The organism is Clostridia bacterium (assembly GCA_017394805.1).
Lineage (GTDB): Bacteria > Bacillota > Clostridia > Christensenellales > CAG-1252 > RUG14300.
This window is the reverse complement of the sequence record JAFPXC010000019.1, coordinates 1-24,094: the sequence shown is the minus strand read 5'-3', so window position 1 is coordinate 24,094 and position 24,094 is coordinate 1. Positions and strand designations below refer to the sequence as shown.

General features: G+C 54.5%; 12 protein-coding genes. 8 read left to right on the top strand and 4 right to left on the bottom strand.

The window, feature by feature from the left end:
• Positions 1 to 115 precede the first annotated feature (115 nt).
• Positions 116 to 1,219: a hypothetical protein gene (locus II896_04845; protein ID MBQ4443969.1), complete on the bottom strand. Its 1,104-nt coding sequence runs from the start codon at positions 1,217 to 1,219 to the stop codon at positions 116 to 118.
• A 983-nt stretch (positions 1,220 to 2,202) separates the two neighbouring features.
• Between II896_04845 and serS the strand changes: the two genes are divergently transcribed.
• Positions 2,203 to 3,486, top strand: a complete 1,284-nt coding sequence (serS, locus tag II896_04840; protein MBQ4443968.1) for a serine--tRNA ligase — start codon at positions 2,203 to 2,205, stop codon at positions 3,484 to 3,486.
• A 92-nt stretch (positions 3,487 to 3,578) separates the two neighbouring features.
• Positions 3,579 to 6,476 (top strand): hypothetical protein, encoded by a 2,898-nt coding sequence (locus II896_04835; GenBank protein MBQ4443967.1) that lies wholly within the window; start codon positions 3,579 to 3,581, stop codon positions 6,474 to 6,476.
• Here the strand turns inward: II896_04835 and II896_04830 are convergent.
• Complete coding sequence (locus tag II896_04830) at positions 6,422 to 7,123, bottom strand: SDR family oxidoreductase (GenBank protein MBQ4443966.1); 702 nt, start codon at positions 7,121 to 7,123, stop codon at positions 6,422 to 6,424. The two genes, II896_04835 and II896_04830, sit on opposite strands and share 55 nt — an antisense overlap.
• 369 nt (positions 7,124 to 7,492) lie before the next feature.
• On the opposite strand from II896_04830, the gene II896_04825 reads away from it, so the two are divergent.
• The 3 genes from II896_04825 to dnaN all read left to right on the top strand — a co-directional run bounded on the left by II896_04825 (position 7,493) and on the right by dnaN (position 16,100).
• Positions 7,493 to 13,450: a hypothetical protein gene (locus II896_04825; GenBank protein ID MBQ4443965.1), complete on the top strand. Its 5,958-nt coding sequence runs from the start codon at positions 7,493 to 7,495 to the stop codon at positions 13,448 to 13,450.
• A 14-nt stretch (positions 13,451 to 13,464) separates the two neighbouring features.
• Positions 13,465 to 14,808, top strand: coding sequence for a chromosomal replication initiator protein DnaA (gene dnaA / locus II896_04820; protein ID MBQ4443964.1), 1,344 nt, complete (start codon positions 13,465 to 13,467; stop codon positions 14,806 to 14,808).
• Positions 14,809 to 14,999: 191 nt separating this feature from the next.
• Positions 15,000 to 16,100 (top strand): DNA polymerase III subunit beta, encoded by a 1,101-nt coding sequence (gene dnaN / locus II896_04815; protein ID MBQ4443963.1) that lies wholly within the window; start codon positions 15,000 to 15,002, stop codon positions 16,098 to 16,100.
• 130 nt (positions 16,101 to 16,230) lie between these two features.
• Here dnaN and II896_04810 read toward each other — a convergent pair whose 3' ends face one another.
• Complete coding sequence (locus II896_04810) at positions 16,231 to 16,461, bottom strand: hypothetical protein (GenBank protein ID MBQ4443962.1); 231 nt, start codon at positions 16,459 to 16,461, stop codon at positions 16,231 to 16,233.
• Positions 16,462 to 16,563: 102 nt separating this feature from the next.
• Positions 16,564 to 17,643, bottom strand: coding sequence for a DNA replication/repair protein RecF (gene recF / locus II896_04805; protein ID MBQ4443961.1), 1,080 nt, complete (start codon positions 17,641 to 17,643; stop codon positions 16,564 to 16,566).
• Between the two features lie 145 nt (positions 17,644 to 17,788).
• On the opposite strand from recF, the gene gyrB reads away from it, so the two are divergent.
• The 3 genes from gyrB to II896_04790 all read left to right on the top strand — a co-directional run bounded on the left by gyrB (position 17,789) and on the right by II896_04790 (position 23,846).
• Positions 17,789 to 19,723, top strand: coding sequence for a DNA topoisomerase (ATP-hydrolyzing) subunit B (gene gyrB / locus II896_04800; protein MBQ4443960.1), 1,935 nt, complete (start codon positions 17,789 to 17,791; stop codon positions 19,721 to 19,723).
• Between the two features lie 12 nt (positions 19,724 to 19,735).
• Positions 19,736 to 22,303, top strand: a complete 2,568-nt coding sequence (gene gyrA, locus II896_04795) for a DNA gyrase subunit A (protein ID MBQ4443959.1) — start codon at positions 19,736 to 19,738, stop codon at positions 22,301 to 22,303.
• 112 nt (positions 22,304 to 22,415) lie between these two features.
• Positions 22,416 to 23,846: an alpha/beta hydrolase gene (locus II896_04790; protein MBQ4443958.1), complete on the top strand. Its 1,431-nt coding sequence runs from the start codon at positions 22,416 to 22,418 to the stop codon at positions 23,844 to 23,846.
• Positions 23,847 to 24,094 lie beyond the last annotated feature (248 nt).

Sequence of the window (24,094 nt, the reverse complement as noted above, 5' to 3'; positions counted from 1 at the left end):
GACGAAAAAGCGTCGGGAGCGAACGAACTCCCGACGTTTTTTATTATAAATGAGGTCGAACGCCGAAGACTCCGTCGGCGAGCAAACGACGACGAGCGGACGGCCGAACGGCAGACTACAGCCCAAGACGCGCATAAATAGATTGGACTGCTTGGTCGATGCCCTCGTCCGCATTGACGACGAAGTCGCAAAGTTCCATATTGCGAAGTTCGAGGTCAAGACTCATCAAGCGGTTGATCTTCTCCTCGTCCGACGTGGCGCGAGAGAGGACGTTGGCCAGAATATGCCGCTTCTCGGCCGTGGTAAACGCCAAAAGTGTGCGCCCGCGGAAGCGGTTTTTCATCGTGACGGCGCCGCAGATGTCGATGGGCAACACGGCGATACGCCCCTCGTCCACCGCCGCAAATTCGGACGCCGTGGTACCGAAAAAGTGGGTACCGTATACCGTCGTTTCGAGAAAATGCCCCGCCTCGCGCTCGGCAAGAAACACGGCTTCGTCCACAAAACGGTACTGGCCCTCGGCCTCCTTGGGCAAGCGGGGACGGGTGGTAGTCGTGACGGGCTTGTAGAAGCGGGCGTCGCGGGTGAGTGCGGCGGCAAGCGCGGTCTTGCCCGTACCCGTCGGGCCCACCAGGCACAGCACGCCGCCCGTGCGCAAATCGGGCTTTTTCTCGACGAACGAGCCGGCGATCGTCTCGACCAAATGCAAAAAATCGTCGTACCCGTTGACGGACAGCAACCCGGACAGATCCTTGTTCCACGGTCGGCGCAACAGAACGGGATAGGTGGCGCGCGAGGCCGTGACGTTGTGCGCGCCGTCGTCCAGCAACACGTCCAGATTGACGATATCTTTGCGCGTGCCGATCAGGATATTCTCGACGGGCACTTCGGGGAAATCGGCCAAAAGCCGCTCGGCGCGGGCGCTCATGCAAGCGGGCGGCACCGACGTGATGAAAAACACGTCGCAAAACTCCGCCAATGCGGCGACGAACGCTTGCGCGCCTCTATAGAGGGGTTGCGCGCGCACGAAGTCGGGATTGCCGAAATATTTGAGTCGCTCGTCCAACACGCCGCCCGTTTGGCCCCACGCCCCGATTTGGTTGAGGTCAAGGCGGGGATCGTCCCCTTTTTCGCGGCGCAACAATTCCAACGCATAGGCGTTGCATTCGTACAAGGTATCGTCGACGTCCAAGCCGATTTTCAAGCGGTATTTTCTCATAGCTTCCTCTGTTTGAAGTATTCCGTTCCCATTGTATCATTCACAAGTAGGGCGTTTCAATCTATTTTGTCCGAAAAACGGGACAGCACAAGACAAAAATGCCAAAGCGTACCAATGAATGTACAAATCGTATAGTTTTAGGCGAGTAGCGTATATTCTTTGCGAAACTATGCGATGCGTACCGCGTTGAAGCGCGTATGGAACTATACGTTTTGTATTTATTCGCCGCCGAACCGTGTTCCTTCGTTGGCTCGATTTCGCTTCCTATACATTTTGTATAGGCACGGAAAGATAATTATCCATTTGCATTGTATAGGCTCGACGACAAAATACGGCCATTCATTTTATGAACGAACGACACCAAAATACCGCTATACGTTTTGTATATTCCGTCTGCGGAACGTGGCGATCTTTGACTATACGTTTTGTATATATCCAACGGGACAAACGCCCGGTCGAGCTGTGTTTCTATACATTTTGTATATATTTTCGAGCAAAAGTTGCTGTATGTTTTGTATAGTTTTACCTTTGCGGCGCAGTTTTCTATACGTTTTGTATATGCGCGGACGAATGCGATCCGCCTTTTTTGACCGGGTGCTCGTCTTTCTTTACTCTATACGTTTTGTATACTTTTCAGCGCCGCACCGCTGTGCATTTCGTATATACCATTCGACGACAAGCCCGTCACTTTGTCGTTTCTATACGTTTTGTATATGTCTTTGAGGACACATTCTATACGTTTTGTACATTTTCTCTGGGTAAATGGCTATACGTTTTGTATATTTTCTTGCCGTTCGTACCATTCTCGCTTCGCAGTCGAAAAGAAACTATACGTTTTGTATTCTTTTGCGCTTCTTCGCCGCCACGCACCTCGGTCTTTCACTTTTTGGGCGTAAAGAGTTGCCTAAACGTGCGCGGGCGCGATATAATGGGTATGCAAATATAGGTCGACGGCCTTGCCGCGCGACAAAAGAGGTATCATTATGTTAGACATTAATCTCATTCGTACAAATCCCCAAAAGGTAGCGGACGCATTGGCAAAGAAAGGCTGCGTCGTCGATTTCGGCGAACTGCTCGCTTGGGACGCGGAGCGCCGCGCCAAAATGACCGAGGTCGAGCAAAAGAAAGCCCGCCGCAACAGCGTTTCGGCGCAGATCCCGCGCATCAAAAAAGAGGGCGGCGACGTAGCGCCCATCTTTGAAGAAATGCGCGCTTTGGGCGAGCAAATCGCCGCGGACGACAAAGAGATCGGCGAATTGGCCGACAAGATCTTCAATTTCGTCGCGGCCCTGCCCAATATGCCCGACGACGACCTTCTGCCCGGCGAGAAAGAGAATAATGCGGTCGTCAAAGTGTTCGGCGAGAAACCGCAATACGATTTCGAATTCAAAAATCACGTCGACCTCTGCACCAAATTGGGGCTTATCGACTACGAGCGCGGCGTCAAGTTGGCGGGCAACGGCTATTGGCTCTACCGTGGCGTGGGCGCCCAACTCGAATGGGCGTTGCTCAACTTCTTCATCAGCGAACACCTCAAAGACGGGTACGAGATGATCCTGCCCCCGCATATGCTCGGCTACAACTGCGGCTTCGGCGCGGGACAATTCCCCAAATTCGCGGACGAAGTGTATTGGATCAAAGAGCCCGAGGACGACAAGAAGAAGGGTCACTTCATGCTGCCCACCGCCGAAACGGCGTTGGTCAATATGTACGCGGGCGAGATTTTGGACGAAGCGCAACTGCCCCTCAAGTTCTTCGCCTACACACCCTGCTACCGCAAAGAGGCGGGCACCTATCGCGCCGAAGAACGCGGCATGATCCGCGGTCACCAATTCAACAAGGTGGAGATGGTGCAATACGCGCACCCCGACCACAGCGCCGAGGCGTTCGAAGAGTTGGTGGGCAAGGCCTGCCGCCTGATGGAAAAATTGGGCTTGCACTTCCGCCTGAGCAAACTTGCGGCGGGTGATTGCAGCGCCAGCATGGCCCGTACCTACGACATCGAGGTATGGATCCCCTCTATGGGCATCTACAAAGAGGTCAGTTCGGTGTCCAACGCCAACGACTACCAGGCACGCCGCAACAATACCAAGTACCGCGACAGCAAGACGGGCAAACCCGCCTTCGTACACACCCTCAACGGCTCGGGCTTAGCCACCAGCCGCGTACTGCCCGCCATCGTCGAGCAATACCAAAACGCGGACGGCTCCATCACCGTGCCCGAAGTGCTCCGTCCCTTCCTGGGCGGGCTGGAAGTCATCAAATAATCCGCCGAAAGCAAGGCAAACCGCCCCTTTGGGGCGGTTTTTTGTTTCTCGTCGAACACACGCCCAGCGCACGTTCGGCATAGAATGGTATAATGCGGAACGGAAAATCGGTTGAATACGCACGCCGTGCGCTACGCATAGCGGGGTGGCCGACGTTGGCGGCGTTTGCCCTGGCCTGTTCGGCCGCCCTCGGCGCTCGTGCGCCGTTTTCAAGGGGGGCTACGGGCCTTGCGGCGGCGTTCACACCTGCCGCCTATCCCCTGTGGATAACGGGCGGCGCGCTATGTATATACGCGCTTTTGCAACTGCCCCTCTCCCATATACGCCGTCCGAAAGCCCGTGCCGTGGGGCGGACGGCGACGACGGCGGCCCTCGTGCTACTCGTCGTTTTGGCCATCGACGTCGGCTGTGCGGCGTTTCTTGCGACGCAGGCGACAGAACGCGATTTCGTGCCCGAATACGCCTATCTCGCAAGCGAAAGCATGATTTTCGGTCGGCGAAGCACGGTGCGCACGCTCTCGACGGAGATCGAACGCCTTTGCACCGTATATAACCTGCCCTATGCGGGGCGAAAAGCCGTGGGCGATGGATTCGCGCCGACGTTGCAGGGGAGCGACTACGTCGAGGGCGGCTTCTTCGGTCGGGCGCAATACGCCCAAAACGGACTGCTTGCCGAGGGTTACGTCTTTTCGTTGGACGTCGCGCTCGGCATATTGGCGTGCTACTACCGCGCGGAAGAGGAATTGACGGCGTATTTGCCCGCGTTCAACCACGGAATGGGCACGAATTACACCATAGAGGAGGCACTTGCCGCTTTGCGAGCCACCGCCAAAACCATTCGCCTTGGCGGTGCCGCCGAACGGGCGAACGGAACGGAAAACGGGGGTACGTACGGGGGATATTCGTGCCAAACCGATACGTCAGAGGCAATAGAAACCGACGTGCACGCACTGCTCGCGGCCATTGCCGCAGACCTCTTCGACAGTACGCTTTTGCGTGCGCTCGGCGCATTATCGGGCGCGGGCGGCGTGCCGCTCGACGCCCTTTTTCGCGCTCTATTAGGGGAAGAAACAGGCGAAAGCCTGTGCCGCAGTCTGCGTCTTGGGGGCGTTCGGTTGCACGTGGAAGGCGATCTGCGCATACGCCTGTCGGGCGGCGTGCTACGCGAAGACGTCGCGTTCGCCCTCGGGGAAGCGTTCGACGAGGCCGCGACGATAAACGCCTTCGCGCGGGGGTTCGACCTTTCCGCAGACCGAATCTCGGACTTTTTGGCGCACTTGGTGGGCAGTACGCAGGACGCCCTTTCCCTCGTCGCACCCGCATACGCGCCCGACGCGCCCCTCTCGCACCTATTGGCGACCGCTTTGGGCGCATTATTCTGGTACACGCCGCCGACCGAAAAGCCCCTATTCGACTACTATGCCGCAGTTTCGCCCCGTCGTGACCTCACGGAATACGAAGAACGGGCGTTCCGTTCTTTTCTGCAAGCGGCGGCGGCGCACGACCGCGCCCTCTACGAAGGCAACCTGCACGGCGGCGCCATAGGCGCAAGATTGCTCGGCCAAGCCTTGGGAAAAGACGAGTACCCGCCCTCGGTGGGCGTGACGACCGCCGAAGAGGCCGAACGCACGAGATGGGCAAACCGCTACCTCACGCACGTTTTACCTTTGCTTGCCGCGCGCGAACTCTTTTTGCTCTACGGCGGGGTGCTCGCGGCGTGCGTATTTTTGCACGATTATTGGGGCATCGGCACCTATAGGTGCCGCCGAAAAAGGAAAACCCGCATACGGCGGTATTCGCGCCTTTCGCCGCTACGCCCCAAACGAAGGGCCGCCGTCGGCCCGACCGCCAAGGTGATAGCGGTTCTTTCTTTGAGTCTTCTATTTACGACGGCAGGGGGCGCGTGCCTGAAATACGGCGTTGCTCCCGCCGTCACGCAGATTTCGTACGGCATTGTAGACGGTTGGGCGATAGCGGCCGACCCCGCGAAGTGCATACGAACGATACGCGAGGAAGAAGAGCGATACTTGTTGTTCGCGCTGTTGTCGGGCGAGATAAACCCCGATTACGCTTACGAAAATCTGCGCCGAAAAAACGCGGACGGCTACGAAGACGCGCAAATCCAAGCCGCCTACCAAGCGGCGTTGGCGAACGATCGGTCGACAGAAGAAAAGACCGCCGAGCGCAAGCGATTGGACGAATGGCTGTGGCAATATTATATAATCGCGGACGCGGACTACGCTTTGGCGGTGACGCCCGCCGCCGTCGCCCGCCGCCGAGCCTTCACCGAAGCGATAGGGGATCGCCTATACGCACCGTGGCGGGCGCTATGCGCGCAAGGGCTGCGTTTCCTTCGTCCGTCAAGCCCCGCCGATCGCCTGTTCGCCGAGGCGTACCGCACCGTGACGGCGAACGGGTACGCGCCGCTGTCCGCAAACGACGCGTTGTACCTCACGTTGGAAGAGCGCGACACCTATTCGGCCCTGGCGGCACTCGTGCGCGGTCTGCCGCCCCCGACACAAGACGCGGAAGCCGCGCTCGGCATAGCCGACGTTTACGGCACCCCCGTCGAAATAGCGAGTATATCCGTCGAACACGTGGCGAACGCCTTTGCCGACTCGGCCGAACTATTGGACGAATGGAGCCGTTTGGTCGCGGAAGACCTCGCCTTGCCGCATACGAAAACGGCCCTCGCCCGATGGGCGAACGGCCGTTCGTTGACGTTGCTTTTCTATTGCGACGAAGGGTATCTTCACCTCGCCGTCTATCCCTCTTCCTATCGGGAGGGCGGCGTGGGCTACGCCTCCGGCACCCTCATTCGGTATCAAAAAGCCCTATACGTATTGTGTTTTCTCTTACCATTGGGCAATTTGCTTCTCTCTGCGGCGCCCCTGATTGCGTTGTTTGCCGCGACACTTGCCGCCAATCGAAAACGTCACCACCCCAAGCGCAAGATCCGCCCCGTTTCGTCCGACACGGCCGCACGGTAGACGGCCTCGGCGGCTTCGCGCGGCGTCAGACACCGCATCGTGGGATTCTCGGCAAAAAAGGCCGCCTTCTCCTCGGCGGAAAGGTGCGCGTTCATAGGCGTATCCACGTAGCCCAACGCCACCGCGTTGACGCGCACGGTGCCCGCGTATTCTTCCGCGAGCGCCTTGGTGAACCCCTCGAGCCCCGCTTTGGCGGCCGAGTAGGCCACCTCGCACGACGCGCCCAACGCGCCCCACATACTGGACACGTTGACGATACTGCCGCCGCGATGGTACATACCGTCCAGCACGGCGCGGCAGGTATGGAAAAGCGCCGTCAGATCCACGGCGATCACTTCGTCCCATTCGGCTTCGCTCATCATAGACACGGGCTTCACCAGCGACACGGCCGCGTTGTTGACGAGGTAGTCGCAATGCCCGTAGACGGACAAAAAATAGTCGAACGCCGCCCGAATCGACGCGGGATCGGCCAAATCCACCGCCCGCCAAACGGCGCGCACGCCGTACTCATCCGATAGCGCCCGACACAAGGCCGCCGCCTCTTCCTCTCGTTTGTGACAACAAACCGCTATGTTTTCACCCGCCGCGGCGAACAAGCGACAGATCTCCCTGCCGATAGCGCCCGTAGCACCCGTAACGATGACCATACGCCACCTCCCGCTACAGTCTACCACACTCCCGCGAAAAAGGCAAGAGAGAAGGGCGCGCGAACCCGCTTGACCGCGCGAAAATGCGCGGCACTACATATAGGCTTGTCCACCGTCTTATCCACAAAATGTGCCCCGATGTGGATAAAATGTGGATAAAACAGCCCTTTTCGCCCCGTTTTTGTCCGTCTTTCGGCGGATTTTCATGGAAAAATCCTCCAATCGGCGGTTAATTTTGGCGTCGGCACTTGCATTTCGCGCGTGCGCGTGCTATAATCATTAAATAAAGAGCGTGCGCACCGCGTATGCGCATCGCGCATTCATCGCAAAGAAGCGCGCCCCCTCGGGGGCAGAAATAAGAGGAGAATTATGAGCAAAGCAACCAATCCCGTCACCATGGGTAGTTCCGGCGGCGGCAAGAAAAGCCATCGCTGTCTGACCTGCTGCATCATCTGCCTGGTGATAGTAGCCCTTTTCATTGCCGCAATCATCGGCGGCTCGGCCATCGCTTTCAACAAATTCGTTTCGCCTATGATAGGCGGCGTCAAATTCGGCTCGGCCATCAAGTTGATGAGCGGCGTCTATTCGGGCGAACGCAACCGCAAGAAGATTTTGACGGACACCTACACCGAAGAGGATTTGTCCACCTTCTACGACGAACTCAACGCGCACCTTTTCCAAAAAGTGCGCTCTACGACCGAATTGACGGCCGAATACAACGCTTTGTCCGCCGAGGAGAAAGCCGCCGTCTTGACCGAACTCAGCGCCAATAAAAAATGGAAAAACGTGTACGACGGCGCCTCGGACAAGGAAAAAACCGTGTTGGACTACTACGTCAGCGCCAACCGCTATCCTTTGACCATCGCCAAAATTTTGTCCGCCGTGAATATCCAAGGGTTGACCGAACAAAGCGAAAATAGTACCGCCGCCGAGCAAAAAGAGTACGTCGAGGCCTTCCTGAGCACGGAACCCCTCGCAAGACTGGCCGAAGCGGGCGATGGCGAAGAGGGCGCGGGCGAAACGGGCGCGGGCGTTGCCGAACAAAGCGCCGACGCGTTGCAGAGCCTGTTGTCCGAACTGCATTTCGACTTCACCGAAAGCGGTCTTTTGGGGCAATTCGACCACACCAAGGACGAGAACTACGCCGCCAATATCAAGAGCGTTACCTTCGAGATAACGGGCAACCAAATCGCCGCTTTGGTGGGCGAAGTGGTGTCGCAGGTGCTGTCCAACGTGGACCTCAACGAGACGATGGGCACCGCCGAGGCGGGCATCGACCTCAGCACCGTCTATCTGCCCGACTACGTCCTCATTCCGCAGGTGATCATCGAGCACAAAAAGAATCTGCCCGACGATCCCACCCAAGCCGATATCGACGACTACAACAAGAATACCTACGTCGCCGTGACCTTGGAGATGCGCTTCCGCGCGTTGCTCAACAACAAGGATTTGCAAGACGCCGTCAAGAACAAATTGGCGGAGTTGTCGCCCCAGGCCGCCAAGTTTACCAACGTGGGCTTCGGCGTCGTCAAGGGCATTCTGCCCAAGACGCTGTTCGTCACCATGGGCATTTATCCTTTGGATAAAGACCGCGACGCCTATATCAAAATCAACAATTACAGCGAGAAGTTGCAGGGCGAGTTGGCCAAGATCATCAACGCCGCGGTAGGCGATACCAAACTCTTCGGCGACGAAACGACGGGAGAAGAAACCAAAGAAGGGGAAGAAACCCCCGCCGTGATGAACCAACTCAACCAAAAGGTCGTGTCCGTGTTCGCTTCGTTGGACGAGAAGGGCATTCCCCTCTCCTTTGTGGATATCGACCGCGCCGAGAAGCGCAAGACGGTCGGTCTGCGCCTGGCGCACGTGCAGATGCTTCTCTCTATGATGCAAGCCTACGATCCCGAAGGGCAAGAGGGCATTACGCCCTATCTCTTCATGACCGTATTGAAGTGTTTGTTCTCCAATCCCGAAATGACCACGCCCACCGAGGGCGATCTAGACGCACTGTATACCGAAATCCAAGATAAGTACGGCGTGGAAAAGGCGTTTTGGCAAGAGGGCGGCTTGCTCAATATGGATAATATCGCGGGTATCACTTCGGCCATCGACATCAAGGGCATCAATTTGCGGAACAACGACCAAATGAAGGTCAATCTGCAAGACAAGCAGTTACTGTCTCTCTTCATCCGCGCCAAAGAGGACGGCACGTTGGACGGGTTCATCAACGGTGCCGAGGGCAACACCGCCGCGGGCGGCGAAGCCGAAGCCCCCTCCGACAACGTCAACGATCTCATTTCCGGCCTCAATATGAGCAAGATGGAAATCAAACAAAAAGGCGAGACCACCGTGTACACCTTGTCCTTGCGCGCCACGCTGTCCATCTCCAACCTGTTGGGCAAAGCGCTCGAAAGCGAGCAGGCCATACTCCACACGTTTATAGACGCCATTCCGCAAAGTCTCAGCTTCGGCATCACCATCTATATGCACACCGACCAGGCGGGCAATATCACCTACGTCGGCGCGAACGAGGACGGCACGGACGCCACCGGCTTCCTCATCAACGCGTTCGACGAGCAATACTCGCTGAAGGTCATCACTACTTTGTCTACCCTGATGCGCTGTTTGGGCGGCGGCGAGTCTTCCTTCGATTTGGACGGCATCCGCGAGAAAGTGGACTCGGCGTTCCAAACCGTGTTCGACACTCTCAAAGACAAATTGTACTGCACGATAGGCGTCAAAGACGGCACGTTGATACTGCCTTCTCTCTACGAGATCGTGCAGGGCTTCAGCAAGAAGAAGATCGCCGACAGCGAGACCTTGACGGACGCCGACCTTTTGAGCACCGACCAAATAAAGAACGTGCTCGCCACCATGTATCATTCCACCTATGCGCCCGCCCAGTATACGGGCACGCCGGGGCAGGCGATGCTGGACGATCTGCAAAGCAAATACTACCTCGCCGAGGCGTGGCAAGCCGACGACCTCTTCGGCGACAACGTGGATATCAAGTCCAAAATGAACGCGGACAGCATTCTCTTCCGTGACGTCAAGGACGGAGAGGGCCACGTGATCAAGCAAGGTCTGTACCGCGACACGCGCACCCTCGCCCAACTGAAAGTCAACGTGGACGGCGCCGCTTTGGCCGACCTGCTGTCCAAGAGCGGCAAACTGAACAACCTCACCGATGGCAACACCGACACCATCAAGGGGTTGGATATCGTCAACTGCACCTACCGCATCGAGAACGGCACCACCTACGCCGACTTTATCTTCCGCGCCAAATTGATGGAAGAAACGGCGGCGGGCGGCGACGCCGAAGAGCCTGCGGCGGGCTTCAGCATGGATACCTTATTGCCCGACGACGTGTATCTGACCGCGTCTATTTTGATGTACAACGACGCGGGCAATTATACAGCCGAAGCGCGGTTCTCCTCGGACCTCGTCGTCAACGGCAACGCCACAGTGACGGAAGATCTCTTCAAACTCATCAAGATATTCTCGGGCGCCACGTTCGACAGCGCCAAAATCACCGATCAAGTGAGCACTTCCGTTTCGGGCGCGTTCGAGACGATAGAGGAAAACGTCAACTTCGTCTACGGCAACACGCCCGCTACGGCGATGCAGTTGGAAAACGTGTTCAACACCATCAACAAGTTGAGCAACAAACCCACCGCCGAGCAAAAAGCGGATCCCGAGTTTATGGCGACCTATGTACCCTACGCTTCCAACGCCGAGGACGACCAAGACCTCTGCCGCCTGATGCGTGAGTTCGGCCGCGATCCCGCAAGCGAGGACGCAACGGTCACTTTGGCCGACGCCGTTCACACCCAAACGGTGGTGAAATCGGTAGACGTGGCGGCCTACGCCGCCGTGTTCGGCATCGACCAAGCCGCCAAAGCGCCTACCTCGGACGACGAAGCCGCCTTCTACCACGACCTCAACGCCAACTACTATATCGCCGACGGCAAGGAGTTGACGACTGAAAAAGTAAACGCGGGCGATCTGGTGGTAGACGATACCTTCATCAGCATGGCGAAACTGTATCAAGATACACGCGCCTACGCCGAGTTGTCCACCTACGCCACCGACAAACGCCTGGCCGCCATCATCGGCAGTATGTACAAAGAGGGTATAGAGGTGAAAAACGGTACCGAGACGCTGGGCACAGCCAAAATCTTGGCCGTGCATATCTCCCAGCAAACCCTCAAAACCTTTGTGCAGGTGACGATGAATCCCGCCGGCGCCAACGCCAAACTGCTGCCCGAGGTGATCTACCTCACCACGACCACTTGGCTGGTACAGCCCGTGGACGAGCATGACCAACCCCTCTTGGACGAGCACAACGCGCCGCGCGCAAAATATTATACGACCGTGTCTATCAACAACCTCGACCAAGCGGATACCGAGAACCTCTTCGGCCGTCTCAACAAGTTGTCCGCTTCGATGAGTCTCGACTTCTCCCTCAAAATGAGCGATATGGTAGCGCCCGTCGAAGAGAATATCAGCGACGTGTTCGAGACCAAGTTGTCCGCTTTGGGCAATATCAAATACAACGAGGGCAATCTGGAAATACCCACCCTTTTCGCCTATCTGACCGACGGCAAGTTGGAAAAGAACGGCACGGGCGACAGCGTGTACAACACCGCGCACTATATGGTGGAGACGGATATCTCGGGCATCGCCGACTATTACGACACGCACACGGCCGCCACCGATCCCGACAAGACGGATCCCGAGACTTTGATGTATCGTATGCGTGAGTTGGGCAAGGCGCAATACGTCGCCGACTTCGCCGACTCTATGTATATTTGGGTGGACGGTCGCCCCGTGAACGCGGGCGCGAGATACAACGCCAACACCTTTACGGAAGCGGACGAAAAGGACTTCTACGACCAAATGCAGGTCTACTACTTCTTCGCCGCGGACAAACGCCCCGACAAGGATTGGTTCCAGAGCGGCGGCGGCAATATCTTCAACGACCTCAAGAACAATTTTGCCTCTACCTTCAATCTGACGGGTTATACCGACGCCGATATCACCGATAACGGGCTGTCTTTGTCCGCCGACCTCGTGGCCTACGCCAAGAAAGGCTTGTACCGCTACGACGGCGCTCAAATCGGCGCCAAGTTGTCCGACAAAGCGTTGGCGAGCCTTATCAAGAGTCAAAACGCCATCACCATCACGTCCGAGTCCATCGAAAACGTGGACGTCACGTCGGTCGAATTGTCGTACGACCAGGTCGAAGGCGTGTTGACCATCACCATCACGGTCAAAGTGGAAGCCAAAGCGACGTCCAACGCGTTGCCTTCCGTGTTCTATATGACCACGCGTACCACCCGCGACGCTCTCGATAATTACGAGACCAACCTGACCATCAACCGCTTCGCGTTGAGCGATGGCACGACGGACGGCGACTTGGAGAAGTTCCTCAACAACTTGTCCCACGTGGATTCGCTCAATATCAAGAGTCAGTTGGACGTGGACGCCATCTGCGACAGCGTGACCGACGCACTGCGGGATATGCTGGATACCAAATTGTCCGCCTACGTCAAGGCGTACGGCAACTACGCCGCCGACAGCAATTTGGGCAAGGGCTATATCGAGCTCAACAATATCTATCACGAGATAGTCACCAATTTGGGCGTCAATCGTGCGGATTATACCACGGCGGGCGTAGACAAGTCGGACGAGATCATGCAGAGCATCATCTGCAAACTGCACGATACGGACGGCAAGGCCTACACCTCGTACAACGTCAAGAACGGCACCGAAGACGTGACAAACGTCGGATTGACCGTACACGTCACCGACCGTGCGTTCGCCAATAAGTTGGTGACGGGATTGACCTATACGAAGGGCGCTTACGTGCAAGACGTGGACAGCATCTTCTTTGTGGGCGCGAAGGACAACGACCTGTTCGCCTCGTGGGAGACCACGGTGTCCAAAGCGACGGCAACGGACGACTTCGATATTACTTCGGCCGAAGCCTACATTTTGGCTACCGTCGAGGTGGATATGACGCAAGCGGGCGTATCCGCAAACGTGGCGTTGCTGCCCGATACTTTGTACCTTACTTTGATGGTCGAATACGACGACGTGCAACTCAACCGTTCGTTGGTGACCTCGTTCGTCAACGACTTCGACTACGACGAGAACAGAATGGTGATGTCCTTCATCAAAGACGACGCCGACAATCTCGACTTCGAAACCGCGGTGATGAATATCGTCAACACCTATCTGCCCGCCAACTGCGACTTTGCGCGCAACGCGGACGCCGACTTCACCGACTACGTGGGCGAAGCGTCCTACACATACATGCCGTAAACAAAGGAAACGATATGGATATAAAAGAGATTTGGTCCGATATATTGCAAAAAATACTCCCTTCGGTAAGTTCGGTGGCTTATCAACTTTACTTTGAGAAAGCCATACCCTACGACAACGACGGCAAGACTTTGATATTGGCCGTCAATTTGAAGTCTATCCAAGACAAGTTGGATAAGAACTTCCGCCCCAATATATTGGACGCCATGAAAAATTGTAACGCGCCGTTTTCCGATTTCAAAGTCATTTTGGAGTCGGAAACCGACCTTTACAAGAAAGAAAATATCACCTCTCCCGAGAATAAAATCGAGAACGTCGGCTTGCCTTTCATCAAGGAATATACCTTCGACAACTTCATCATAGGCGACAGCAACCGCATAGCCGCCGCGGCCGCTCTTTCGGTGTCCGAAGAGCCGGGGTCCTACTACAACCCCATGTTTATCTACAGCCGCCCCGGTCTCGGCAAAACCCACCTTTTGAACGCCGTAGGCAACTATTTGATGGAGCACAATCCCGAATATAAGGTGCTTTATATCACGGCCGAAAACTTCACCAACGACTACGTTTCGTCCATTCGCAACAACAAGAACGCGGATTCTATGCAAAACTTCAACACAAAGTACCGCACGCAAGACGTATTGATGATAGATGACATACAGTTTTTGGAAAAGGCCGAAAAAACGCAGGAAGCGTTGTTCCATATATTCAACGATCTCTACGGCGCCAATAAGCAAATCATATTGACGTCGGATAGACCTATCAACAACCTTTCGTTCTTCGACGAACGACTTTCTTCCCGCTTTGCGTCGGGTATATTGGTCAAGATAGACTATCCTTCTTTCGAGGAAAGAGTTGCCATTTTGCAAAAGAAGGCCAATAGTATGTTGATGAACGTACCCGTCGAAGTGCTGTATTATCTGGCCGAGACGGAAAAATCCAATATCCGTATTTTGGGCGGTATGCTCAAAACCGTATTGCTGTACGCCAAACTCAACAAGTGCGATTGTATCACGGTGGAATTTGCCAAGGAAGCCTTGCACGACAGCGTGATGACGGCCAAGGAAAATATCACCATGCAAACGGTGGTAACGGTTTGCTCCAATTACTTCAATATCAAAGAAGAAGACCTCTTGGGCAAGCAAAAAAACAAGGAATTCGTCATTCCACGTCAATACGCCATCTACGTCATCACCGTGCTGCTGCCGTCCATTCCCCTCAAGGCAATAGGTGACTTTTTCGGCGGCAAAGATCACTCCACCATCATCTCTTCGCGGGATAAGATAGGACGTATGATCGGCACGGACAAAAACGCGGAACGCATCGTGGAAGACATCAAAAACCTCGTACTCAATAAGTAACCCACCATTCCACAAAGAGGAATGAAATAATCCACAAAGTTGTCCACACGGACAAGCCCATATATAGCGGACAAACTGTCAAAATACCTACAATATCGTGTTGTTTTGCGAGTTTTCAACTTCCAAACACGCGTTATGATGGATAATACGACTAAACAAAAAGAATAAATAGGAAGAAAAGGAGACGAATTATGAAATTATCGTGTGACGGATTGGCATTATCGCAAGCGGTACTCAAAGTGAGCAAAGCTATGCCTATCAAGAAGAATAACAGCATTCTGGAAGGAATCAAAATGGTAGCCAAAGACGGATTCCTTACGTTGACCGCGACGGACTTGGAATTGTCCATCATCACCCGTTTGGCGGCGAACGTGCAGATAGAGGGTGAAGTATTGGTGATGGGCAAATTATTTGCCGATTTTGTCAAGACCATCAACGACGAAGTGATATCGCTCGAATGCGTGGGAGGCAAGAATCTCACCATCAAATACGGCGACAACGAGAGCATCATCAAGTGCATGGAATATGACGAGTATCCCGCGGTGAATCGCATAGAAGAGAAGAGCAGTTTTGCTATCGACAAAGCCGACCTCAAAGATCTCATCAACAAGGTCAGTTTCGCCGCCAGTCAAGAGGATACCAGACCTATCTTCAAGGGTTGTTTGTTCGAAATATGCGACGACGTGGTGACTGCGGTGGCTTTGGACGGGTATAGGCTTTCATTGTGCAAAAAGCCTTGCGAGGCGCAAAAAGACGGCAAATATATCATTCCCGCGCGCGCCCTCAACGAAATCGTGCGCATCATCGACGAAGCCGAGGATAAAGTGAAGTTGATTTTTGCCGAAGAGAAGTTGATGGTGGAGATAGGTTCTACCCAATTCATCAGCCGTTTGATCATCGGCGACTATATCAATTATCGCAATATCATCGCCTGTGATTTCAATTCTTACGGCGTGTTCAGCCGCGACAAATTCGCCGAGAGCATCAACCGCGTGAGCATTATTTCGCGCTCGGACAAGAATAATACCGTCAAGTTGGAACTCAACGAGAATATGATTTGGATAGACAGCCGTTCGGAAGTGAGTAATATTCACGAGACCATTCCCGCCGAAATTACGGGTACCGACTGCGTCATCAGTTTCAACTGCCGCTATTTGCAGGATATTCTCAATTCCATCGAAGACGAGTATATCAAAATCAACGTCAAGACCAGCAATTCGCCCTGCATCTTCACGCCCGTGGATAAGGACGACTACCTCTTCTTGGTGTTGCCCATGCGTGCAAGAGCATAAAGAAAAAAAAACTGAATAGAGAGAATAAAATATTATAAAATAAGGCTTAGATATATTCGTTTTATCAAGTCAAAAGATAAAGAAAAAACAGTATGATCCTTGTGAAAATACTGTTTTTTTGTTCAAACGGTTAATGCCGCTTTTGTTTCAGTATATAAACCGTGCTTTGGACGGCTTTTGGTAGCCATTCGGCCGAGGCGTAGTCAAAGGGAATGACGAGTTCTTTTATTTTATCGTCTTTCGTAGGGAGTTTGACGTCTTGGGGTAAAAAAGAAAGACCTACTTCGCGTAGACTGAGAACGCCGTCGTGCAGCCAACCGACCGCCACGTCGTCGCAATACAAACAATAACAGCAGAACATTTTTTTGACTTTTACTTTTAATTCATTGATTTTCTACCCAAGTTTGTATAATGGAATCTTCTTCGTAAGACATATTATTATTGTTTCATATAAAACATAGTTTTATATCGTGCCGTTGACGACTTGAATGAGTTTGCCGATATAGGCGTCGTCTTCGGTAAATTCGGTGCAAGTGAGAAGGGTTTGTATGCCTTCGGTCGCTTGTATCAAAGACTGCCTTCTGTTAGCGTCCAATTCGCTCAATACGTCGTCCAATAGAAGGACGGGTTTTTCACCCGTTTTCTTTTCAAAATAGGAAATTTCGGCGAGTTTCAACGTAAGAGCGGCGGTACGCTGTTGACCCTGCGAACCGTAGGTTTTGAGGTCTATTTTGCGGCTTATGAGGCTGAAATCGTCGCGGTGCGGCCCGCAAATAGTGTAACCCAAGCGAAATTCTTTGTCGTAGTTGGACGAAAGGTGCTCGATGAGGTATTGATAGACGGCGTCGTAGGTGGTGACGTCCTTGCGGTTGTAGGTAAGACAGAGATTGTTTTCTTCGCCCGCGATAGAGCGATGAATGGGATCGGCTATGGTTTGCAGCGTGGCCAAAAACTCCTGCCGCGCCAAGATGATTTTGGCGCCTTCCTCGGCCAACTGAACGTCCCAATCGGGCAGGGTATAGAATAATTCTTCGGGTGAAGAGGCCGCTTTGATGAGTTTGTTGCGGTTTTCCAACACGCGATTGTAGCGCGACAATGCCGCATAGTAGGGCTTGCTCTGCTGACAAAGGCTGATATTCATAAAGCGGCGGCGTTCGGCGGGATCGGCCTTGACGATTTTGAGTTCGTCGGGTGCGAAAAACACCACGTTCAATACGCCCATCAAATCGCTCATTTTGGAGATGGAAACGCCGTCTACGGATATTTTTTTGCCCGCGGGCAATAAATGCACGTCGATGCGGTGCGAACGGAATTTTTTATCCAAAAAGAGGGTGACGTGTGCCTCTTTTTGCCCCATTTTGATCATTTCGGCGTCCTTGGAAGCCCTGGGACTTTTGCCCACGCCGCACAAATAGACAGACTCGACCAAGTTGGTTTTGCCGGCGGTATTCTGACCGACTATCACGTTGAGAGCGGGACAAAAATCCACTTCCTGACGTGTATAATTGCGGTAAGACGTGAGAATGACTTTGGTAACGTTCATATCGATATTGTAACTTTTCGCGCAAGAAAAATCAACATTTTTTCAAAAAATACTTTACTAATTGCCTTTTAATAATATATAATATATTATATATTACTATAATCGCGCGTATACGCGCGTGCACGAGAATATCAACGGAGGAAATATGAGCAACAAAGTGGAAAATACCTACAATCAGGACCAGATACAGGTATTGGAAGGATTGGAACCCGTCCGTGTGCGTCCCGGTATGTATATCGGCAGTACGGACGAGCGCGGTCTGCATCACCTCGTCAGCGAGATCGTCGACAATAGCATCGACGAAGCGTTGGCGGGCTACTGCACGCATATCGAAGTGACCATCAACAAAAACGGCTCCGTGACCGTGGTGGACAACGGCCGCGGCATTCCCACGGGCATCAAACCCGAAGAGGGCGTGTCCGCCGTGGAGTTGGTGCTCACCAAGTTGCACGCAGGCGGCAAATTCGGCAACGGCGGCTACACCATTTCGGGCGGTCTGCACGGCGTGGGCGTGTCGGTAGTCAACGCGTTGAGCGAATGGCTCGAGGTAGAGGTGCGCCAACTCGGTCACGTCTTCTTCCAACGCTTCCAACGCGGCATTCCCGACGACAGGCTCAAAATCATCGGCGATTCGGACGAAACGGGTACCAAAGTGACCTTCTATCCCGACAACGAGATTTTCGAGACCACGCATTTCAAATACGAAGTATTGTCTACGCGTTTGCGTGAGTTGGCTTTCCTCAACAAGGGGCTGAAAATCACGTTGACCGACCTTCGCGGCGCCGAGCCCAAGCAGGACGTGTTCATCTACGAGGGCGGCATCGCTCACTTCGTCGAAGAGCTGTCGGCCATGCACGAGAAAATGTTCGAGAAACCCCTCTACTTCGAGGAATCTTTCGAGGAAAAAGGCAAGGCCAAGACCATTACGGGCGAGGTGGAGATCGCCATGCAATATACCGACACCTACAACGAGATATTGTACGCCTACGCCAATAATATCAACACCGAGGAGGGCGGCACACACCTGGACGGCTTCAAGGCCGCGCTTACCCGTATCATCAACGATTACGGTCACAAAGAGAACATTCTCAAAGAGAACGACAAGTTGACGGGCGACGACGTGCGCGAAGGCTTGGTGTGCGTCATTTCGGTCAAATTGACCGAGCCACAATTCGAAGGGCAGACCAAGACCAAGTTGGGCAACAGCGAGATGCGTTCGGTAGTGAGCCGCGTGATGAGCGAGTGCTTCGGCACCTACCTCGAGGAGCACCCCCGCGAGAGCAAGGAACTCATCCTGCGCTCCATCACCGCGCAAAAGGCCCGCGAGGCCGCCAGAAAGGCGCGCGAAGAGGCCAGAAGAAAATCCCCCTTGGAGTCGGCTTCCCTGCCCGGCAAGTTGGCGGACTGCTCGGATAGAGACCCCTCTAAGTGCGAGATATTCCTCGTCGAGGGCGATTCGGCAGGCGGCACGGCCAAGACGGGCAGAGATCGTCGTTTTCAAGCCATTTTGCCCCTGCGCGGCAAGATTCTCAACGTGGAGAAGGTGCGTATTCACCGCGCCCTCGAAAACGAGGAGATCAAGTCTATGATCACGGCGTTCGGCTGCGGCATCGGCGAGGACTTCGACGAGACCAAACTGCGCTACAACAAGATCATCTGCATGACCGATGCCGATGTGGACGGCTCGCATATCCGTATCCTTATGCTGACCTTCTTCTACCGCTTTATGAAGCCGTTGATTGAGTTGGGGCACGTGTATATCGCGCAACCCCCTCTCTACAAGATTCAAAAGGGCAAACAGGAGTTGTATTTCTACGACGACGCGGCTTTGGAAGAGTATTATGCCCAAAACGGCCGCAAAAACGGCGACCTGCAACGCTACAAAGGCTTGGGCGAAATGAGCGCCGAGCAGTTGTGGGAGACCACGATGAGCCCCGCCACCCGTACCATGGTGCAAGTGACGATGGAAGACGCGGTCAAGGCCGAAGAAATCTTTACGCTCCTTATGGGTGACCAACCCGAACTGCGCCGCCAATTCATCGAAGAGAACGCGACCATCGTCAAGGATCTGGACGTGTAACGAGGTACCGCTATGAGCAATAAGAAACCCGAATACGAAGAAATAGTCGATAATACCAAAATCATTCACGTTGACGTCGAGCACGAGATGAAACATAGTTTCATCGCCTACGCGATGGCCGTCAACGTCAGCCGCGCCATCCCCGACGTGAGGGACGGATTGAAACCCGTGCATCGCCGTATCTTGTACGCCATGAACGAATTGGGTTTGGATTACAGCAAGCCCACCCGTAAGTGTGCGCGTATCGTCGGTGACGTCCTCGGCAAATACCACCCCCACGGTGACAGCGCCGTGTACGAGGCGTTGGTGCGTTTGGCGCAGGACTTCACCATCCGTTGCCCCTTGGTGTTCGGCCAAGGCAACTTCGGCTCGGTAGACGGCGACCCCGCCGCCGCCCAGCGTTACACCGAGGCCAAACTCAGCCGTATCGCCGCCGAAATGCTGCGGGATATAGACAAAGAGACCGTCGATTTCTATCCCAACTTCGACGATACTTTGATGCAACCCACCGTGTTGCCCGCCCGCTTCCCCAACCTGTTGGTCAACGGCGCGGACGGTATCGCCGTGGGTATGGCCACCAGCATTCCCCCGCACAATCTCGGCGAGGTGATCAACGCCACCGTGGCTTTGCTGGACGATCCCGATATTACGGTGGACGACCTGCTCAAATACGTGCCATGCCCCGACTTCCCGACGGGCGGTATCGTGATGGACGTGGACAACATTCGCCAGGCCTACCGCACGGGTAGAGGCAGTTGCATCATTCGCGCCAAGACCGAAATAGTGGAGCACAACGGCCGCAGTCGTATCATCGTGCACGAGTTGCCCTACCAGGTCAACAAGGCCAAACTCATCAAGTACATCGCCGATATGGTCAAGGATAAGAAGATAGAGGGCATCGCCGACATCAACGACGAATCCGACCGCAAAGGTATGCGCTTGGTCATCGACGTCAAAAAGGAGTTCAACGCCCGCGTGGTGCTGAATACCCTCTTCAAGCATTGCGATTTGCAAGTCAGTTACAGCATGATTTTCTTGGCGCTCGACCAAGGCTATCCCAAGATCATGAACCTCAAGCAGATTTTGGAAGCCTACGTCAAATACCAACAAGAGGTCATCGAGCGTCGCACGCGCTTCGACCTCGAAAAGGCCCTCGAACGCGAGCACATTCTCAAAGGCTTGGTCATCGCCCAGCAAAATATCGACGAAGTGGTGGCGCTTATCCGCGGTAGCGCGGACAAAGCGGACGCCCAAAGCAAGTTGATGGCACGTTTCGACCTCAGCGAGAAGCAGGCGAACGCCATTCTCGAGCTCAAACTGCAACGCTTGACCGCCCTCGAGGTGGACAAACTCATCGAGGAGTTGGACGCTTTGGAGAAAGCCATCGCCGAATACCGCGATATTTTGGCCAATCCCTTGCGTATCAACGGTATTATCCGCGACGAACTGCTGGAGATCGAAAGCAAGTACAGCACGGCACGCCGTAGCGAACTGTCCTACGAAGGTTGCAATATCGACTTGGAAGACCTCATCGACCGCGAGGATATCGTCATCAGCCTCACCAAGGAGAATTATATCAAGCGTTCGTCTATGGACGAATTCAAGAGCCAGCACAGAGGCGGCATCGGCGTCACCGCGCACCGCGCCAAGGACAGCGACCAGGTGGAAAAACTGTTCGTGTCCTCTACGCACGACAACCTGTTCTTCTTCTCCGACTTTGGCAAGGTGTACATTCTCAAGGGTTACGAGATCCCCGACGCCAGCCGCGTGGGGCGTGGCCGCACCATCAACAATATCATCAATATCGAGCAGGACGAGAAGATCACGACCATCTTGCGCATCAGCGAGGAAGACGCCGCCCGTGAGGAAGGCTATTTGATGCTCGCTACCCGCAAGGGCAAGATCAAGAAGACGCCCGTGGCCGAGTTCGAGAGCATTCGCTCGTCGGGCAAGATCGCCATCAAGATGGACGACGACGATCAACTGGTGGCCGCCACCTTCGTCAAGGACGGCGACCAGGTCTTGTTGGCCAGCAGTATCGGCAAGTGCATCCGCTTCGTATCCGACGCCGTGCGTCCCATGGGGCGTACCGCCTACGGCGTCAAGTCTATGGATATCGACGGTGACGACTACGTCGTCAGCATGAACAAGATAGAGGAGGGCAAAGAGGTCTTGACCGTCACCACCAACGGCTACGGCAAGCGCACCCACCTCGACGAGTTCCGCGTGCAAGGCCGCGCCGGCAAGGGCATTATGGCGGGCAAGTTCAACGAGAAGACGGGGCGTATCGTCGACCTCAAACTGGTGGACGAGACGGGCGACGTGCTGTTGATCACCGCCAAAGGCATCATCATTCGCACCCATATCAGCGAGATAAGCGTCATCGGCCGTACCGGCCAGGGCGTGCGCATCATGAAGACGGGCGCTGGCGAAGTGGTGGCGGTGGCCCTGGCTCCCTACTACGCCGAAGAGGACGAGGAAGCGCGCGAAGGCGAGACCGTCGGCGAGGGCGAGATCCTCGAGGATGCCCAAGAAACCGCCGAGACCGATACGGACGTGACGGACGGCGAGGGCGAATAAACGAAACGCGCAAAACTGCGCTAAAAATGCGGAAAGGGGTTGAAAATCAACCCCTTTTCTTGTATGATGAATATATACGCTTGCCTTAACGCCAAGCGGCGGGAGTTCGCCTATGAAAAAAATCGTCGGTATAGTTTTGATCGTCTGTCTGTTGATGGCCGTAGCAACGGCTTGTGCCGCGCCGAAAACGCCCGAAAAAACGTACGAGCAAGAATACAAATTGCACGACGGCAAAAAGGCCATCGTCATTTTGCCCGGCCTGTTGGCCAGCGGACTATACGACAAAGAGACGGGCGAGGCGTTGTGGGATCCCGTCAAATCGGACGACGTGGATCTGTTGGAATTTATGGGCGTATACGACGAAACGCACGTCAATATTACGGTGGATAGCCTGTTGGGCGAGTGGCTGGATCTCTTCGATTATGCGGGCGACGTCTTGGCCGACAACGACCGAAGCATTATGCGGCGCATCATGTGCGACGAAGAGGGCAACGCCGATCCCAACGTGGTGGGCGTGCCCGTAGGGTACGAGGGGCATATCCGCTACGGCGCCCTGAACAGCTACAAATGGTGGGCGGAAGGGCTCGAGGCCGAGTTCGGCGACGAGTACGAGGTGGTCGTTTTCAACTATAATTGGCTGACCGACACCCGTATTGGGGCCCGCGATCTCGCGGCGTTTATGGAGCAAAACAACTACACGGACACCATTCTCATCGGGCATTCGATGGGGGGCATCGTGGCGTCCGAATATTTGGCCATGGGCGCAAAAAGCCGTGCACGTATAGACAAATTCATAGCCGTGGCCGTTCCTTTCTACGGTTCGTATATGGCTTCGTCCACCTTCGAAACCCCCTACGTTTTCCGCGATTTGATCGATTATTATCTCGACGAGGACGCCATCAAAAGCAGCGAATTGTTCCAACAAAACGAGATATTGCAACTCTTGGATATTTCGGCTTTCAAAAAGCCCATCTACAAGTTGTACGACGAGATGATCATTCCCTTCCTCTACAATATGAAGTCGGTGTATCAACTGCTGCCGAGCGCCGAACTGTTGGCCTTGCAGACAGACCTCGAAGGAGAGGGCGCTACCGAGAACGGGCAGAAGGTATCGCCCGACGCGCTCTACGATTGGTATCTTACGCGCCCCTTTACCACCGTCAATCCCTTGGCCACCAAAGCGGAAGCGGCCACGCTGTCTACCCGCAAGATATTCGATGATTGGCAGACCTACCGCGACGGCTTCTATGTAGACAGGCCCGAGGGCAAGGTCTTCTCGTGCGATTTGGTGGATACCTACTATATAGCGGGCGTGGGCAGTACGACCGAGCTGGGCGTCAAGGTAGAGGGCGAAACGCGCACGACGACCGTGGGCAAAGCGGGCGACGGCACCGTGCCCCAACTGTCGGCCACCCGCGGCAAGGCCGAGGACGGCAGTCACGTCTTCTTGGTCGAGGGCGAAACGCATATCCCGATGGGCACCCATTGGGCGGGCGGTCAAAAAGACGCGACCATCTCTATTATCAAAGGCAAACGCGAATAGACCTTTGGGGCGTGCCGCCGCGCGTCGCTCGCGTCATTCCATATATTAGCGTGCGCAATCGTGCGCGAAACGCATACGCGCGCGCAAAAGAAAAGCCCTCGACGAATTGAAGTGAACCCCATTTGGGACACTCAATAAAAAACCGCTTAACAGGAAGGGATTAAGTTCTCTTCCTGTTTTTTATGCGTTTTGTATTGTAAAACTCTATCCAATCTTCAACAAGGGCTATATATTCTTCCAAACTTGTG

Bases quoted from the DNA above. Each gene is read 5' to 3' on its own strand.
- dnaA (MBQ4443964.1), top strand. From the start codon at position 13,465: ATGGATATAAAAGAGATTTGGTCCGATATATTGCAAAAAATACTCCCT.
- gyrA (MBQ4443959.1), top strand. From the start codon at position 19,736: ATGAGCAATAAGAAACCCGAATACGAAGAAATAGTCGATAATACCAAA.
- serS (MBQ4443968.1), top strand. From the start codon at position 2,203: ATGTTAGACATTAATCTCATTCGTACAAATCCCCAAAAGGTAGCGGAC.
- II896_04790 (MBQ4443958.1), top strand. From the start codon at position 22,416: ATGAAAAAAATCGTCGGTATAGTTTTGATCGTCTGTCTGTTGATGGCC.
- dnaN (MBQ4443963.1), top strand. From the start codon at position 15,000: ATGAAATTATCGTGTGACGGATTGGCATTATCGCAAGCGGTACTCAAA.
- II896_04825 (MBQ4443965.1), top strand. From the start codon at position 7,493: ATGAGCAAAGCAACCAATCCCGTCACCATGGGTAGTTCCGGCGGCGGC.
- II896_04845 (MBQ4443969.1), bottom strand. From the start codon at position 1,219: ATGAGAAAATACCGCTTGAAAATCGGCTTGGACGTCGACGATACCTTG.
- gyrB (MBQ4443960.1), top strand. From the start codon at position 17,789: ATGAGCAACAAAGTGGAAAATACCTACAATCAGGACCAGATACAGGTA.
- II896_04835 (MBQ4443967.1), top strand. From the start codon at position 3,579: ATGCGGAACGGAAAATCGGTTGAATACGCACGCCGTGCGCTACGCATA.
- II896_04810 (MBQ4443962.1), bottom strand. From the start codon at position 16,461: ATGTTCTGCTGTTATTGTTTGTATTGCGACGACGTGGCGGTCGGTTGG.
- II896_04830 (MBQ4443966.1), bottom strand. From the start codon at position 7,123: ATGGTCATCGTTACGGGTGCTACGGGCGCTATCGGCAGGGAGATCTGT.
- recF (MBQ4443961.1), bottom strand. From the start codon at position 17,643: ATGAACGTTACCAAAGTCATTCTCACGTCTTACCGCAATTATACACGT.